The sequence below is a fragment of the Methylotenera sp. N17 genome, from assembly GCF_000799155.1.
GTDB lineage: Bacteria > Pseudomonadota > Gammaproteobacteria > Burkholderiales > Methylophilaceae > Methylophilus.
On record NZ_JUGE01000001.1, the window covers coordinates 1,792,738 to 1,808,964 of the forward strand.

18 protein-coding genes are annotated in these 16,227 nt (G+C 46.4%); 1 reads left to right on the forward strand and 17 read right to left on the reverse strand.

Going from position 1 to position 16,227, the window contains the following annotated elements:
• Positions 1 to 39: 39 nt before the first annotated feature.
• Positions 40 to 366 carry a hypothetical protein gene (locus FG11_RS08500; RefSeq protein ID WP_025224747.1) on the reverse strand — a complete coding sequence of 109 codons (327 nt, stop codon included), beginning with the start codon at positions 364 to 366 and terminating at the stop codon, positions 40 to 42.
• Positions 367 to 578: 212 nt separating this feature from the next.
• Here FG11_RS08500 and FG11_RS08505 point away from each other — a divergent pair, with 212 nt between their 5' ends.
• The gene (locus FG11_RS08505) at positions 579 to 1,100 is read left to right on the forward strand and encodes an SRPBCC family protein (RefSeq protein WP_025224748.1); all 522 of its coding nucleotides are present in this window, start codon (positions 579 to 581) and stop codon (positions 1,098 to 1,100) included.
• A gap of 58 nt (positions 1,101 to 1,158) precedes the next feature.
• On the opposite strand, the gene FG11_RS08510 is transcribed toward FG11_RS08505, so the two are convergent.
• From FG11_RS08510 to urtC, 16 genes are all read right to left on the reverse strand, one after another.
• Positions 1,159 to 2,070 (reverse strand): SdiA-regulated domain-containing protein, encoded by a 912-nt coding sequence (locus tag FG11_RS08510; protein ID WP_052184993.1) that lies wholly within the window; start codon positions 2,068 to 2,070, stop codon positions 1,159 to 1,161.
• Positions 2,071 to 2,077: 7 nt separating this feature from the next.
• Positions 2,078 to 2,422, reverse strand: a complete 345-nt coding sequence (locus FG11_RS08515; protein WP_047534307.1) for a hypothetical protein — start codon at positions 2,420 to 2,422, stop codon at positions 2,078 to 2,080.
• 229 nt (positions 2,423 to 2,651) lie between these two features.
• Positions 2,652 to 2,723 carry a pyrroloquinoline quinone precursor peptide PqqA gene (pqqA, locus tag FG11_RS13755; protein ID WP_012777389.1) on the reverse strand — a complete coding sequence of 24 codons (72 nt, stop codon included), beginning with the start codon at positions 2,721 to 2,723 and terminating at the stop codon, positions 2,652 to 2,654.
• A 146-nt stretch (positions 2,724 to 2,869) separates the two neighbouring features.
• Entirely contained in the window at positions 2,870 to 3,799 is a 930-nt protein-coding gene (locus FG11_RS08520; protein ID WP_020182657.1) for a response regulator transcription factor, read from the reverse strand.
• Complete coding sequence (locus tag FG11_RS08525) at positions 3,796 to 7,227, reverse strand: hybrid sensor histidine kinase/response regulator (RefSeq protein WP_047534310.1); 3,432 nt, start codon at positions 7,225 to 7,227, stop codon at positions 3,796 to 3,798. Before FG11_RS08525 ends, FG11_RS08520 begins: the two co-directional genes overlap by 4 nt.
• A gap of 201 nt (positions 7,228 to 7,428) precedes the next feature.
• Complete coding sequence (locus FG11_RS08530) at positions 7,429 to 8,013, reverse strand: HupE/UreJ family protein (RefSeq protein ID WP_052184994.1); 585 nt, start codon at positions 8,011 to 8,013, stop codon at positions 7,429 to 7,431.
• Between the two features lie 6 nt (positions 8,014 to 8,019).
• Positions 8,020 to 8,664 carry an urease accessory protein UreG gene (ureG, locus tag FG11_RS08535; protein WP_020182660.1) on the reverse strand — a complete coding sequence of 215 codons (645 nt, stop codon included), beginning with the start codon at positions 8,662 to 8,664 and terminating at the stop codon, positions 8,020 to 8,022.
• A 22-nt stretch (positions 8,665 to 8,686) separates the two neighbouring features.
• Entirely contained in the window at positions 8,687 to 9,397 is a 711-nt protein-coding gene (locus FG11_RS08540; protein ID WP_020182661.1) for an urease accessory protein UreF, read from the reverse strand.
• Positions 9,390 to 9,905, reverse strand: coding sequence for an urease accessory protein UreE (gene ureE / locus FG11_RS08545; RefSeq protein ID WP_020182662.1), 516 nt, complete (start codon positions 9,903 to 9,905; stop codon positions 9,390 to 9,392). Before ureE ends, FG11_RS08540 begins: the two co-directional genes overlap by 8 nt.
• A gap of 2 nt (positions 9,906 to 9,907) precedes the next feature.
• Entirely contained in the window at positions 9,908 to 11,611 is a 1,704-nt protein-coding gene (gene ureC, locus FG11_RS08550; RefSeq protein ID WP_025224754.1) for an urease subunit alpha, read from the reverse strand.
• Between the two features lie 136 nt (positions 11,612 to 11,747).
• Positions 11,748 to 12,059, reverse strand: coding sequence for an urease subunit beta (locus FG11_RS08555; RefSeq protein WP_047534329.1), 312 nt, complete (start codon positions 12,057 to 12,059; stop codon positions 11,748 to 11,750).
• 154 nt (positions 12,060 to 12,213) lie between these two features.
• Positions 12,214 to 12,516, reverse strand: coding sequence for an urease subunit gamma (gene ureA, locus FG11_RS08560; RefSeq protein WP_020182665.1), 303 nt, complete (start codon positions 12,514 to 12,516; stop codon positions 12,214 to 12,216).
• A 45-nt stretch (positions 12,517 to 12,561) separates the two neighbouring features.
• Positions 12,562 to 13,488, reverse strand: coding sequence for an urease accessory protein UreD (locus FG11_RS08565; protein ID WP_088177903.1), 927 nt, complete (start codon positions 13,486 to 13,488; stop codon positions 12,562 to 12,564).
• Between the two features lie 59 nt (positions 13,489 to 13,547).
• A complete protein-coding gene (urtE, locus tag FG11_RS08570) occupies positions 13,548 to 14,237 on the reverse strand; it encodes an urea ABC transporter ATP-binding subunit UrtE (protein ID WP_020182667.1) in 690 nt (229 codons plus the stop codon).
• 25 nt (positions 14,238 to 14,262) lie between these two features.
• Positions 14,263 to 15,006: an urea ABC transporter ATP-binding protein UrtD gene (gene urtD / locus FG11_RS08575; RefSeq protein ID WP_020182668.1), complete on the reverse strand. Its 744-nt coding sequence runs from the start codon at positions 15,004 to 15,006 to the stop codon at positions 14,263 to 14,265.
• Entirely contained in the window at positions 15,003 to 16,220 is a 1,218-nt protein-coding gene (gene urtC / locus FG11_RS08580; protein ID WP_025224756.1) for an urea ABC transporter permease subunit UrtC, read from the reverse strand. The genes urtD and urtC overlap by 4 nt, the downstream gene beginning before the upstream one ends.
• Positions 16,221 to 16,227 lie beyond the last annotated feature (7 nt).

A 16,227-nucleotide genomic window follows, 5' to 3' on the forward strand; every position in this document is an offset into this window, starting at 1 on the left:
TAGCTACTATTAAAACACCCCATTTTGATGGGGTGTTTTTTATTGAGCTAACTCGCCTTTACGCTCAACAATCAGTGGGTTATTGGCATCCAAGTTCACATTACGTATTGAGCCATCTGCCGCTTCAAACCAGAGTGTTGTCTGTTTATTGGCTTGTGTCACCGTGACTAATTTTCCATAAGCTCTTGGTATTTGAAATTTGGCCCGCGTTTGGTTAAGGCTATTTTGCAAACCAAAAGACAGCTTATCTTCATAGAAATTGTCTGTTCTTAACGCACCAAAATCAAATTGATACGCCCAAACCACGCCAGAAAACAGGGCCGTAAATACAGAAAAAATTACAATTAGCTTTTTGACTATGCTCAATGAAGTCTCCTTACTTTTTCAAATAGATGGCAGCTTAACTACTCTTCTCTGACAGTGCAGTCATCAATTCATTCTTAAAATGATTAGATTGCATTTTATATTTTGTGGTGCTAGTATACAGATCGGTATATACCGATCTGTATACTTAACACTTATTTTATTCATGTATCTTAATTTTGGTAATTCTTTAAGATCACCACTAAGGAGTCGATATGAAATTTCACAATGCAATATTAGGTCTATTTTTCAGCGCATCACTGGTCGCAAATGCCGCAGATGCAAACAAACTCAAGGTTGAAGAAAAAGTTGAAGTCAATGCCAATGCTGCGCAGGTATGGGAAAAAGTGAACAAATTTGGTGATTTAGGCGCATGGCATCCAGCAGTGGCAAACACCACTATTCAATCTGGTGCTGAAGCAAAAGTGGGGACCGTACGCGTACTCACCTTGCAAGATGGCGGCAAAATTACAGAAGAATTGAAAGCCTATGATACCAACAAAAAAATGTTTACTTACCGCATTATTGAAGGCGTACTTCCTGTCAGTCATTATATCTCAACTGTACAAGTCACCTCTCTAGCATCTAATAAAACGCTAGTCACTTGGGTAGGGCATTTCCAACGCAAAGATTTATCTGCTACACCTGCACAGGGTCAAGATGATGCAGCAGCAGTGAATACAATCACTGCTGTATATCGTGCAGGCCTAGACAATTTAAAGAAAATATCTGAGTAGTTGGTATTCAATGCGGCAGATATTTGTTTGAGTTGATATTCAAGCAAATATCTGCTGATTATGTTGCAGGTTTAAATACATAAAACAAATTGGGCTCGCTCATAATATAAATACTTTTGTCTGATCCCACCGCTATACCTTCAGCTTGCGGCACATGCGCCTTTAGGCCATGAAAGCCTTTCCACAACGCCAATGCGCCTAATGCATTGCCCTCTTCATCGTATTCTTTAATCAATCTGGACTCGTCACTTAACAGCAACAAATGTCCGGTTTCACTGTGAAACGTCACGGAGGACAAATCTCGCATTGACCACTTAATGGCCTTATCAAAAGCGTCTAACCGTTTGATATCAATATTCAATGGCTTGGATACATCCGCGTCAAAAAAACCACTCACGGACATAATGTATTTAGGATCACGCTCCTTCGCCACCAACAAACGGCTGTGATTGTCATCCCAAGAGACGCCCTCAAAATTTTTATTGCCTGAAGCATTGACGCCCAGCCTAAGTTTAGGCGCATTAGTCACATCTAAAAACTGAGCATCATTGTCTAGCTCCGCCAAAATCAAGCGATTATCGCGCTCATCGGCAATCACATAACGGTTACCCGTCACATGCGTAATCCCTTCCATGTCATCCACGCCTTTCACATGCACTTCACGCACGATGTGCCCTTGTAAATCAAACTCAATAATTTTTGACTCTTGATTCAACACCGTGAATAACGTGTTGCGCTCTACGTTGTGCGTAAGCCCAGAAGCATTTTTTAATGCTGCGATTGGCAATGCATCGATAGTGACTTGGTAATTGCTTAGATGGAACGTATTGTCATCTGCAGCTGGTTTATAGCTATGCCATGCATACCAGGCCAGCGCCTCCAGCTTGTAGTAATACGCCAACGAACCAAGTGCGAAGCATATCGCAATGATCCAACTCCATGTTTTAGATAGTTTAAAAGTAAATTTCATTTGTCGCTTATACGTCTTGTGTCCAATGGAATTTATGCATAATGCGATGCGCCACTGGCGCTAGAAACAACCCAACAATCACTAGAAAAACCAGCCCTGCATACAAGGCATATAGGCCTGCAAACAATTTCCCATGGTCGGTTTGTGGTGGATCCACCGGGCCCATACCTCCCAATAGCATCGCAGCATTTAAAAAAGCGCTGTGCCAAGACAGGTGCTCAAAATACAAATAACCCAGCATGCCAATAGCAAGTGAAAACAGCAACAGTAAGGCAGCCGTGATTGTATGCAAGGCCATGCGCAATAGAAACTTATGCTGAGAGATGGGTGGGTGATGGCGGGATTCGTACATAAGGACTCCACAATAAGATGGGCTGATGCCCATGAAGTTCAATGACTGGATGACCGCTGAATTATATTGGATTTACATGTGCGCAGGGTGAGCAAAACCAGTTGAGCAATACTACTGAACAAACCCTGCTGATAATGAATAAACGATATGCAATGAAACGATGATGGATGAGGTGCTGAAAACAAAAAAGCCCAGTAGTTAACTGGGCTTTTGTTAAGGTAATTAAACCTTATTTGTTCATTACGTACATTGTTACTTCGAAACCGAAACGCATTTCAGTAGCTGCTGGTGTTGTCCACATAATAATCTCCTTTTGTTTAAACACATCCACATGATGTATCTGTATGACTCACACTATACCGACAGGTTTAAATAATGGCCTATGTGCTTGACGTATTGTTGCCTAATGATTTTACGTAAAAGACCTACTGTATTTTATCAGGCTGACTACTTCATGGTTCTTAATTTTGAGGCCACATAAGAAGCAGCGGCTGTTCTGGTTTCCACCCCCAGCTTGGAAAACACATGTTCCAAATGCTTATTGACTGTTCTCGGGCTGGTGCCCAAAATATCGCCAATATCACGATTGGTTTTACCTTTGATCGCCCAATACAGCACTTCTGATTCGCGTTTGGTGAGACCAAAGGTGCTTGTCAGCGCTTGAATTTGGGCTTCATCAGACTCTTCACTCAGCAAAATAATCCACTGTTCATCACTGCTATCATCAGCAAGGCTCAAGGTTAAGCGGCTAGAGCCTTTAATCATGTTCAACGCTTGCGTACGCTCAGCGTTGGCTTGCTGCATATTTTGCAACCAATTCAACATGGGCTCTGGCGTGGTGTCTGCAGCATGCAACCCACTTTCATAAAAATAGCGTTGCATCCATTGTCTGGCCAGTGGGCTTTGCCAGACAATTTTTCCGTCTTGCGGTGTAATCGCAATAGCCGCTTGGCCAAACGCATCCAGCGCACTGCGCGCTTGGTTCATGAGCTTGACCGTTTGCAGATGCGAGGCAATCCTAGCCAACACCTCTTTAGGTCGAATCGGCTTGGTCACATAATCCACCCCGCCCGCCTCAAAGCCAGCCGCCACATGCTCAGCTTCAGTCAGCCCCGTCATAAAAATGACCGGGATATGCCGAGTCAGACTATTGGCTTTTAATTGGCGGCAGGTTTCAAATCCATCTATGCCGGGCATCATCGCATCCAGCAAGATAACGTTGGGTTGCGCATCGTTCGCGCGTTGCAATGCCGTCTGCCCGCTATCGGCAACCAGTACCATATAGCCGGACTCATCCAGTGCATCATGCAAATAGGCCAAATTGTCCAGCACATCATCTACGATGAGCACCGTGGGTGTTTGTGTAAGGGTATTCATTGTTTTACGTCTTCAATATATTTTTTCACTGCTTCTAATTTAAATTGACCGACCAGTTGCTTCATTAATGCAATAAAGGATTGATATTGAGGGTTTAACTGCTCAATCTCATCCAGTTTTTGGTGTATGCCTTTGACATACCCCATATTGACCAGTGACAAAATATCCTGCAAATGATGCGACTCTGGCATTGTAATCATATCGCCGCTCATTGCGTCAATGGTTGGCACCACTTGGTTGCGTGTATCGTGATTTTCTTTTATCCACTCAATCGCCAGCCTGCTGCCAATCCAATCCAGCAAGTCTTCTACATTCACCGGCTTCACCATAAAGTCTTGGCTATCAATCCCTGCCGCATTTTCCAGATTTTTGTCATATGCGTTGGCCGAGACAATTGCAATCGGGATATTGGAATGATGCACTTTACGAATGATATAAGAAGCCTCCCAACCATCCATCACTGGCATCGCCAAATCCATGAGGATGATATCTGGTTTAAACTGCTGATACATATCCACACATTCTTTTCCGGTTGCTGCTTGTGCGACATCAAAGCCCAAAGGCGCAAGAATATTGATCACCAACTCCCGATCCACTTGCTCGTTATCTACCACCAGCACTTTGCGACGCAATCCACGATACCCTACTCGCTTACGGTAAACGGCAGGTTCTACCTCTACATCTTGTCGAATTTGCGATAAAAACAGGCGGATTTCAAATTGCGTGCCCCTACCTTGCTCACTCTTAAAGTGAATCTCACCACCCATTAATTCTGTTAAGAGTTTACTGATGGTCAGACCCAAACCGGTACCACCGATATTGATTTGCTCTGCGGCACTGCCACGTTCAAATGGCTCAAATATCTTTTGATACTCGGAAGGTTTGATGCCAGGGCCAGTGTCTTGAATTTCGATATGGGCGATTTCACGCGCATAACTGACGCGGAAAGTAATGCCGCCCTCTTTGGTAAATTTAACCGCGTTGCCCAATAAGTTAATAAGAATCTGCGTCAACCGTTTTTGGTCTGCACGCACCAAAGCGGGTAATTCTCCACGCTGTTCAAATTTAAAATAGAGACCTTTATTACGCGCTTGCAGTTCAAACATGCTGACAATTTGGTGAATAAACTCGGGGAACTTGAGTGGCTTAGTATCAAATGTGAGCTTGCCACTCTCGATGCGCGCAATGTCTAATGTCCCCTCAATCAGCGATAGTAAGTGCTCACCACTTCGACTGATGACACGTATCGCTTGGCGGCGATGCTCAGGGATAGATGCATCATTATCGAGCAATTGTGCGTAACCTAAAATACTATTGAGCGGGGTGCGTAACTCATGACTGATACCCGTGATATAACGGCTCTTTGCTTTATTGGCTTGCTCGGCCAAATGTCTGGCCAACTGCAACTCAGTATCGGTTTGTTTATGCAGATCAATCTCACGCAATAGCAAGCCCGTTTGTCGGTTAGACTCTTCTTGCGCCACTCGCCGACTCTCGGTAGTGAGCACTAACCACCACGCTACAATTCCACTGGCAAACACCAAGGCGGCAAACACTTTGAGATAGCCGCTACGTAGTTGCGGCAACAGCTCAGAGGCAGTGCCTTCTAATATCAAGGTCTCATGGAAGTAAATCAAACCAAGCACTGCACCAAAAAATCCTAAAGCAATGGTCATCAGCAACAAATAATGGGCAACCCCGCCTTTGATATGCGGCCACAGCGACTTAGGCAGAATAAACTTGTTCACGTCTATCCATTGTTGCGAGAGTTTTGCATGGGGCTTGCACGCATCATTGCAGCGTGCATCCAGACAGCAACACAATGAGCAGATTGCGCCCTGATACGCCGGACAGTGCGCCATGTCATCTGTCTCGTACTCTCGCTCGCACACCACGCATTTTTGCATGCGCTTAGTAGTGGGAAACACGAAGGGTTTACGCGCAATGTAGTAACGGCCCTTGGTCAGCCAAGCAATCAAGGGCGAAGTAATGAGCGCTGTACCCAAGGCAATAAATGACGAGAACGCGGTCAGTGTCTCGCCAAATACCCCAGAGAACGCTGCAATCGAAATCACCGACGCCAGAAACATGGTGCCGACGCCAACCGGATTGATGTCATATAAGTAAGCGCGCCTAAACTCAATGCCTTTGGGGCTGAGTCCCAACGGTTTATTAATCACCAAATCTGCCACTACTGCGGTAATCCAAGCAATGGCAATATTGGAATACAAGCCTAGCACTTGCTCTAACGCTTTAAATACATCCAACTCCATCAGCATGATAGCAATCACCGCATTGAATACCACCCACACCACACGCCCGGGGTGGCTATGTGTGAGCCGCGCAAAGAAATTAGACCATGCCAATGAGCCGGCATAGGCATTGGTCATATTCACTTTAATTTGTGATACCACCACAAACAAAGCGGTCACGGCCAAGGCTACATCGTATGAGCTAAATGCATAGTTAAAGCCAACCAAATACATGTGTGTGGGGTTTACTGCAGATTGAAACGACATATCACTTTGTATCACCAGGTAAGCTAGCAGTACGCCGCCAAGCATTTTGAGCATGCCTAAGAATACCCAGCCTGGCCCAGCCATGAGCACGCCAATATTCCAACGCCATCGATTTTGCACCGTTTTGTCCGGCATAAACCGTAGAAAGTCGACCTGTTCACCAATTTGGGGAATAAGTGCCACACCAACCGCTGTGGCTGCACCAAACATGTGCAAGTTAAACTCGCCCGCTTGCCCAGATACACCGGCAAACATACTAAGTTTAGATAAGATATCCGGATCATGATGCAAGATGGCAATGAAGGGCAAAAACATCAGTACCAGCCAGATAGGCTGCGTAATCATTTGAATACGGCTAATCAACGTAATCCCGTGCGTCACCAGCGGAATCACCACCAGCGCGCTGACTAGATAGCCGATATAGAGTGGCATTTGGAAGTACAACTCTAGCGCATACGCCATGATGGCGGCTTCTAAGGCAAATAAAATAAAGGTGAACGAGGCATAGATAAACGAGGAAATCGTGGAACCGATATAGCCGAAGCTGGCACCACGGGTGAGCAAATCCATGTCTAAGCCATATTTAGCTGCGTAATAACTAATCGGCAAACCGGTAAGAAAAATAATTGCGCCAACTGCCAATATCGCCCAAAATGCGTTGATAAACCCATAATTGACAGCAATCGTGCCGCCAATTGCTTCTAACACCAAAAATGAGATTGCACCTAGTGCGGTGTTAGATACACGTAAAATTGACCATTTACGAAAGGAGCGCGGCGTAAAGCGTAAAGCATAATCTTCGATAGATTCGTTAGCGACCCAGGTATTGTAGTCGCGACGAATCTTCACAATACGCTGTGTGGGCTCTGCCTGCGGCGCTTCGCGCGCATTGAGTTCTGCTGTTGCCAAACGAGATTCCTCATGATGTAGAAGTGGTCTAACGCTTGTAAATAAGCAATATCTATTCCTTGGCCGAAATTCCTAGGCAGAACGAGGCCAGCCACATCTTAATCAATGAGCAAAAGTTGATATGTACGTTAAATAACGTATATCACGTGACGTGATGATTGAACAAGCGGTGCATCACACACCAACCATCGTTAAAGTAGGTTAAACCGTGAGCAACAGGTTAGCACCTAACCCTAGCATGAGTCCAGCCAGCAATGATTGCGAGAGCGTGAGTAAGCGGTGGCGCTGCATGCCGAGCACATAACCCAAGCCATGTAATCCAGCGGTAGCAATCAGCATCCCCAACAAAGGCAGCGCCATATTGGCCATTTTGTCCTGATACAACTCCGTACCATGTGCCAAGCCGTGCATCAACGCAAATAGCGCAGTAAACAGCAGTTGCAATTCACGGTGAATAGCAAAACGCGTCATCAACACCACGCCCAACGCGATCAAACCAGCAGCAATGGTAGACTCCACGCCCCCTATTGCAATACCAGCCATACCTAGCAATGCACCTAACAACATTGTGCAGACAAAGGTCAGCGGCAATTGCCAGCGCGCTTTTCCACCCACATTGGCGGCCCATACCCCAACGGCCAACATCATCAATAGATGATCCCAACCTAATAGCGGGTGCAGTAATCCGGCAGTAAATCCGTGAGTCAATCCGTGTCCCGGGTGCGCCAGCGCAAAACCGGAGAATAGCGACAGTACAATACTTAGTGTGAATTGTTTTTTCATCATAGCCCTTTACAACATTAATCCTTGTTTTTCAATAAACCGCACTATCTCTTCTAAGCCTTGACCAATCTTGAGATTGGTAAAAATAAATGGGCGTTCTCCGCGCATGCGTTTCGCATCTCTATCCATGACTTCCAGTGAGGCGCCCACCATCGGCGCTAAGTCAATTTTGTTAATCACCAACAAATCTGATTTGGTAATACCAGGCCCGCCTTTTCTGGGGATTTTCTCACCAGCCGCTACATCAATCACATAAATCGTTAAGTCAGAAAGTTCTGGGCTGAACGTCGCTGCAAGGTTATCGCCACCGCTTTCCACAAATACGATATCTAAGGTTTGAAAGCGTTGACTGAGCTGCGCGACGGCTTCTAAATTCATGGAAGCATCTTCGCGTATCGCCGTGTGTGGGCAACCACCAGTTTCTACGCCAATAATGCGCTCTGGCGATAAGGCTTCGTTGCGGGTCAAAAATTCCGCATCTTCCTTGGTGTAAATATCATTGGTCACCACGGCAATGTTATAGACATCGCGCAGGCGCTTACACAAGGCCAAGGTAAGCGCGGTTTTGCCAGAGCCAACTGGACCACCAATGCCTACACGTAAAGGCTCTTGATAGCTAACTGCTGGCACTTTTTCTTTTAATTGCACTGTCATTTTCTAACCTCTACGAACTCAATTAAGACCTAAATAATCTGCTGTACTGCGTTTCGTGTCTGCACCCTGCGATACTTAACAAAGGATTAAAGTTGCTGATGGCTTCATCTGGCAACTGCATGGCATCTGCAACGACCTGTGGCAATGATTGCCCTAAATGCAGCAAGATTTTTTGCCCGGCCACTTGGCCCAATGGCACTGTTTTCATCGCGGCACTGGCCTGATTTTCTAGCCATCCCCACACATAGCCTTGTAACGCATCTTGCACATGAATTTGCCAATGCTGTGCAATGGCGGCATAGATAGTGGGGAAAGCCGGCGACTGCATGCTATGTATCTGCGCCATCAAAGTATCGGGCATTTCTTGCAAGTCATTAAGCAAACGACATAGTGAATAACCCATCTGGCGTGTCTCAGCCAGCGCCTCTACTGTATCCCGCCCAGCTTGATAAAAAGCATCCCAAGTTTGCACAGCTTGCATATCACCCGCCTGCCACGCGCCATATAAACGATGCAATACAGGCAACTCAAACTGCGCTTGGTAAATATGCAGCACATCACCAACCCAAGTTTCTGCACTGGCTAAATCATGCACATCGCCACATTCAATCGCCCATTCTAGGCCTTGCGAATAACTATATGCGCCTACCGGCAGCATGGGACTCGCCAATTGCAATAAGCGACTCAGCGCCAGACTTGATTTCAGCACATGTGATTGTGGTGCATTAGCCATGTTTGAGTCGACGCTTTGACTGTTGCTTTAATTGTTCCAGAGGACGTAGATTGGTCATCGCGTCGTCATCATGTCCATGGCGATGACCACCACCGTAAGCACCGGCTTCTGGCTCAAACGGCGCTTGGCTCTCTGTGACTTGCATGCCCAAACCCAGCAACATTTCTTTGAGTACATAATCTTGCTCTAAACGCAGCCAGCCATCGCCTACTTGCAGTGGCACATGGCGGTTGCCCAAATGATAAGCGGCACACATCAAAGCCTGTGTGCTTGCTGCGGTCACATCATATACAGGCTCTTGCGCAGAGACGATTTGTATTACCGTGCCGGATTCTGACTTCAATAAATTGCCACCACGCAGAATAATGCCCCGGTCTAAAAACAAAGCCGCTTCCGTGCCGGATTTCAATATGACCCGTAATCGACTTTTCTGGCGTTTATCAAACGGCAGTTCTAAGTAGTCGTCAATGTGCGTAGCTAGCGTAATGCGTTCAGTAATATGTAGCATGATTAAAATAAGAAGTAACGTTGTGCCATCGGCAATACTGTGGCCGGCTCACAGACCAAATCCATGCCATCGGCCAATACGCGATAGGTTTCCGGGTCTACATCAATCGTCGGCATCCAGTCATTGTGAATCATGTCTTTCTTTTTCACATGGCGCGTGCCGCTGATGCCCACCAATGGTTTTTGCAAGCCAAGTGCAGCTATCTCAGGATTGCTTAATGCGGCTTGCGAGACAAAGGTTACCGCCGTTTTCAAACCACCTGCATAGGCACCAAACATAGGGCGATAATGCACGGGTTGCGGCGTTGGGATAGACGCATTCGGGTCGCCCATGGCAGCGGCAGCGATCATGCCGCCTTTTAATATGGTAGAAGGTTTAACGCCAAAAAAGGCAGGGCGCCATAGCACTAAATCCGCCAGCTTACCGACTTCTATCGAACCCACTGTATGCGCAATGCCATGCGTCAGCGCAGGGTTAATGGTGTATTTAGCAATGTAACGTTTGATTCTAAAGTTATCGTTACGCTCAGAATCTTCTTTAAGTGGACCGCGTTGCACTTTCATTTTATGTGCAGTCTGCCAAGTGCGAATAATCACTTCGCCCACACGCCCCATGGCTTGCGAGTCTGAGGACATCATAGAAAACGCACCTAGGTCATGCAAAATATCTTCTGCTGCAATGGTCTCGCGGCGGATGCGGCTTTCAGCAAACGCAATATCCTCGGCAATAGCGGGATCTAAATGATGACAAACCATGAGCATATCCAAATGCTCATCAATGGTATTCACGGTAAATGGCCGAGTCGGGTTGGTGGAAGATGGCAACACATTGGCATAACCAGCTGCTTTGATAATATCTGGCGCGTGACCACCGCCAGCACCTTCGGTATGGAAGGTATGAATGGTGCGGTCTTTAAATGCACCAATGGTGGTCTCCACAAAGCCAGACTCATTCAAGGTATCAGAATGAATCGCCACTTGCACATCCATTTCTTCTGCCACGCTTAAACAGTTATCAATGGCAGCAGGGGTGGTGCCCCAGTCTTCATGTAGTTTTAAGCCTATGGCACCTGCCGTGATTTGTTCACGCAAAGGTTCTGGCAAACTGGCATTGCCTTTGCCTAAAAAACCCAAGTTCATGGGGAAAGCATCGGCCGCCTGTAACATGCGGTGAATATGCCAAGGTCCTGGCGTACAAGTGGTAGCAAAGGTGCCGGTGGCTGGGCCCGTACCGCCGCCTATCATGGTCGTCACGCCCGACATCAACGCTTCTTCAATTTGTTGTGGGCAAATAAAGTGAATATGCGTATCAATGCCGCCGGCGGTGACGATCATGCCCTCACCTGCAATAATCTCAGTGCCTGCGCCAATCGCTATGGTCACTTCTGGCTGGATATCCGGATTGCCTGCTTTACCAATCGCAGAAATACGCCCAGCTTTAATACCAATATCGGCCTTCACCACGCCCCAATAGTCGATGATTAACGCATTGGTAATCACCGTATCAGCCACATCAGCAGACACCAACTGCCCTTGCCCCATGCCGTCACGTATCACTTTACCGCCACCAAACTTCACTTCTTCGCCATACACGGTGTAGTCTTTTTCTACCTCCACCCAAAGCTCAGTATCGGCTAGGCGCACCCTATCGCCCACGGTGGGACCGAACATTTCGGCATAGGCTTGCTTGTCTATTTTTAAAGTCATTCAACTCAATCCTTGAAAAATCTCAAAGCGAAAGTAAGCGTAGGCGAAAAGGCAGCGACGACACCGGAGTTTACATAGAGTAAATGAGGATGTTGGCGGTGACTTTTTAACACCAGATGACTGAGCGGCTGATTTTTCATTCCGAAAGAGCACCCATCACTCTGCCTGCAAAGCCATATACTTTTCTATCACCCGCTAACGCTACCAATTCAACGGTGCGCGTTTGACCTGGCTCAAAACGGACTGCCGTACCAGCTGCGATATTCAAACGAAACCCATAAGCCAATTTCCGATCAAAATCGAGCGCATCATTGGTTTCAAAAAAATGATAATGTGAGCCGACTTGAATAGGCCGGTCGCCTTTGTTCGCCACATGCAAGGTAACGACATGACGCCCTACATTCAAGAGAATGTCGCCGCTGTCTATTTTCATTTCGCCTGGAATCATGTATTTCCCCTTTATGGATTCCATGAGATGAGTGAATGATCAAAATGGATGAAGTGCAAGGCGCACGGAGCGCAAAAACCGGAATGTACTGAAGTACATGAGGATTTAGAGCACCGCGCAACGCCGTAATTCGTCATTTTCATCATTCAATGGCTCATGGAATTGGGTGATGAACGGTGACTAGCTTCGTCCCATCTGGAAACGTCGCTTCAATTTGAATATCGGGAATCATCTCCGCAATACCCTCCATGACATCATCACGACTCAGTAGTGTCGCGCCATAACTCATGAGTTCAGCGACCGTTTTACCATCGCGTGCACCCTCCATAATGGCGGCAGAGATGTACGCAATGGCCTCTGGGTAATTGAGCTTTAATCCACGTCCTTTACGACGCTCTGCTAACAATCCTGCAGTAAATATCAGAAGCTTATCTTTTTCTCTAGGAGTCAGTTCCATCTAACGCATCTCATGCTTCATGTTGATTGATTATGTATTCAAACTCTATGTATTCCAGATTCTTGGCCTAGTAACTTCACGACCCGCATACCAAGGGCGTAGTAGCTGCCACAATTGCTCAAAATACTGTTTGGCGGTTTGTGCAGATTGCCCTACATAGCGTGCTGAAAATACCTCTGGCAACGCAGTGACTCCATACCGTGCTTGCAAATCCAATGCCAAATTTGGTTGTACTGCCTTGCACGCTTCAATCACTTCTACCGGTACAGTACCAGCCACCACGATAAAGCTTGCAGATACTGGATTGCCGCTTAATCCTACGATAGATTGCATACATCGACTATGTGGCGTCAATGCACCCACTTCGCGCCAAATGAGTTTTTGTTGCCTATAAATGGCAAGATTTTGGTGCATATGCCCAGTTTGCCAGCGCTCTTGTTGTGCTTGCCTGCCAAAACAAACAATATCCCATGCTGCGTAACGGGCATCTGCCGCTAAATCAATGCGGGCAGAAAAATCCACTTGCGCACCATCGAATAGAATATTCTCTTGTGGCAACCACTCTAGGCAAGCATTGTCTGCCAAAGAAAAATGTAAATGTTGACTGGCGGGCTGCCCATTGGCTTTGTACCATTTGCCTGCGCCTGGTGTGGTCAACAAAGCGTGCGCTTGTGGTTCAAGCGTTACCTCTAATGTTAGCGCATCACCACCCGCAACACCACCCGGCGGATGCACTATTACACCGTGACAGACGGCTTGCCCTTCTGGATGCAAACTCTTTTGCAATACCAAAGGGCCACGGTGCTGCTTAAACGCTAGAAAACTACGCGCCCCTTGGTTTGCGTCTTGCTGCTGCGCGACTTGATGATGCGCAAATCTAAGGGTTAAATGTGCCGCCCAATGCCTGGGAGGGGTACCTAGCACTTGTGCTAAGCATTCAGTTAACTCACTTTTGATTTGCGCATCATCCATCGCCACATCATGCCACAAAATCTAACTTTACGAGTACAGCCAAATACAACCACCCATGCTTAAACAGACAGATAACCTTTGATTTTGGCCGCATCGACTTCGCCACGTTTATCTTCATGAATGAACTTGCCTTTATCAATCACAATGATGCGATCCGCCACCTCCATGGTAAAGCTCAACACTTGCTCGGAAACGATAATGGTAATTTCACGCATCTTACGTATCTCATTCAACACGCGGGCAATGTCTTTAATAATGGAAGGTTGAATCCCTTCCGTTGGTTCATCCAATAACAGCACTTTTGGATTGGTGACTAAAGCACGTGCAATAGCCAACTGTTGCTGCTGACCACCCGACAAATTGCCGCCTTTGCGTTTACGCATATCAAACAAGACAGGAAACAACGCATAAATATCTTCAGGGATTTCACGCGATTTTGATTTTTCCAAACCCGTTTCAATGTTTTCCTGCACTGTCATGCTGGGGAAAATCATACGGCCTTGCGGCACATAGGCCAAGCCTCTCGCTACACGTTGATAAGTGTCCGCACCTTGTAAACTTACGCCATCGACCATGGCTTTTGTCGATTTGCTTGGCAGAATGCCCATCAACGATTTGAATAAGGTGGTTTTACCCATGCCGTTACGGCCCATGATGGCCAGTGTTTCGTTTTTATTGGCGGTAATATTCAAGCCATGAATGACTTGGCTTTGGCCATAGCTGACTTGCAAATTTTCAATTTCAAACATGCGGGTTCTCCTAATGACCTATTAATTAATGACCTAAATACACTTCAATCACTTTTTCATCTTCTTGCACTTTGTCCATAGAGCCCTCGGCCAAAATCTTGCCTTGGTGCAATACGGTCACTTTATGGGCGATCTTTTTGACGAATTCCATGTCATGCTCAATCACCAGCACAGAGCGGTTGTTGCAAATTTTATTCAGTAACTCGGCTGTTTGGTCACGTTCTTTTGCACTCATGCCTGCCACTGGCTCATCCAGCATCAGCAACTCTGGATCTTGCATCAGCAACATGCCGATTTCCAGCCATTGCTTTTGGCCATGACTCAATAAGGCCGCTTCTAAATCGAGTAAGTCAGTGAGCATGATTTCTTCTGCCACTTTACGTACTTGTGCTTCAACCTCGGCCGTGCGCTTAAATGTCAGGCTACCAAACACGCCACGCCCTTTGGGGTAGGACACTTCCAAGTTCTGATACACCGATAAGTTCTCGTAGATCGAAGGCGTTTGGAATTTACGGCCTACGCCTTCACGCACAATTTCGTGCTCAGAAAGTTTGGTAAGCTCTTTATTCATGAACTTGATAGAACCTGATGTAGATTTGGTTTTACCGCAAATCAAATCCAGCACCGTGGTTTTACCTGCACCGTTTGGCCCAATCACCACACGTAACTCGTTTTTATCGATATACATGGTGAGGTTATCGACCGCTTTAAATCCATCAAATGAAACCGTCAGGTCTTCGATGGACAATACAAAGTCTGTATTACTCATGCTTTTGCTCCCTTCATATTGGCCACTTTCGCAGGTTTCTCTTTTTTAGCTACAGGCGCTTCAATGTGTGACAGCGTAGGCTCAATCTTTTCCGGTTCTGGCGTGTCGTCATAAAACCGTTTCATGAACTTGAGTTTTCTAGCATGTTGATCCCACAACCCTGCTAAACCATTTGGGAAGAACATCACCACCGCCATGAACAAACCGCCCATCAGGAACAACCACAATTCTGGATACGTTTCTGAGAAGAAGGTTTTACCGTAGTTGACTAACAAGGTACCGTATACCGCACCAATCAAGGAGATACGCCCGCCTACCGCACAGAAAATCACCATTTCAATGGATGGCACAATGCCCACAAACGAAGGTGACATGAAGCCGACCTGCAAGGTAAACATGGCGCCACCAATCGCAGAAATCATGGCAGCGATACAGAAGATAAAGATTTTGAAATCAGATACGTCGTAGCCAGAGAAGCGCACGCGCTCTTCTTTATCGCGCATCGCCAATAACAACATGCCAAACTTACTGGTTAAAATGTATCTGGAAAGCAAGATGCAACCGAATAACAAGATGCCATTGACGTAGTACAAGATGTATTTTGCACTATCGGTACGTGTATCCCAACCCAACATGGTTTTGAGGTCAGTAATACCGTTTACGCCACCAGTTAAGCCTTGTTGACCGACAATCAAGATACTTAAAATTAAGGCAATGGCTTGGGTAATGATGGCGAAGTACACGCCCCCTACACGACGCTTGAACATGGCAAAACCGATAATGTAAGCAAATAGCGCTGGAATCACCAAGATAGCCAATATAGTTAAAGGCAAGCTCTTGAACGGCTCCCAAAACCATGGAATGGAAGTCAACTGGTTCCAATCCATAAAGTCTGGAATGCCTGGTGTGGTTTGGATTTTGGTACTAATCGGATCTGAGGCTTCTAACTTCATGAACATTGCCATGCCGTAACCACCTAAACCAAAGAAGATGCCTTGGCCCAAACTCAAGATACCACCGTTACCCCACAACAATACTAAGCTCACCGCTACAAAGGCGTAGGTCAGGTATTTACCGACTAAATTTAGCCTGAATATATCGACACCAAGTGGCAGGGCGACAAAGATAACGGCAGCCAGCACTGCTAACCCTAACAGCCCTTTCTTGCCTCCCAGCAGTTCACTCGAACTTAACTTACTTAATATGGCATTCATCTATGTT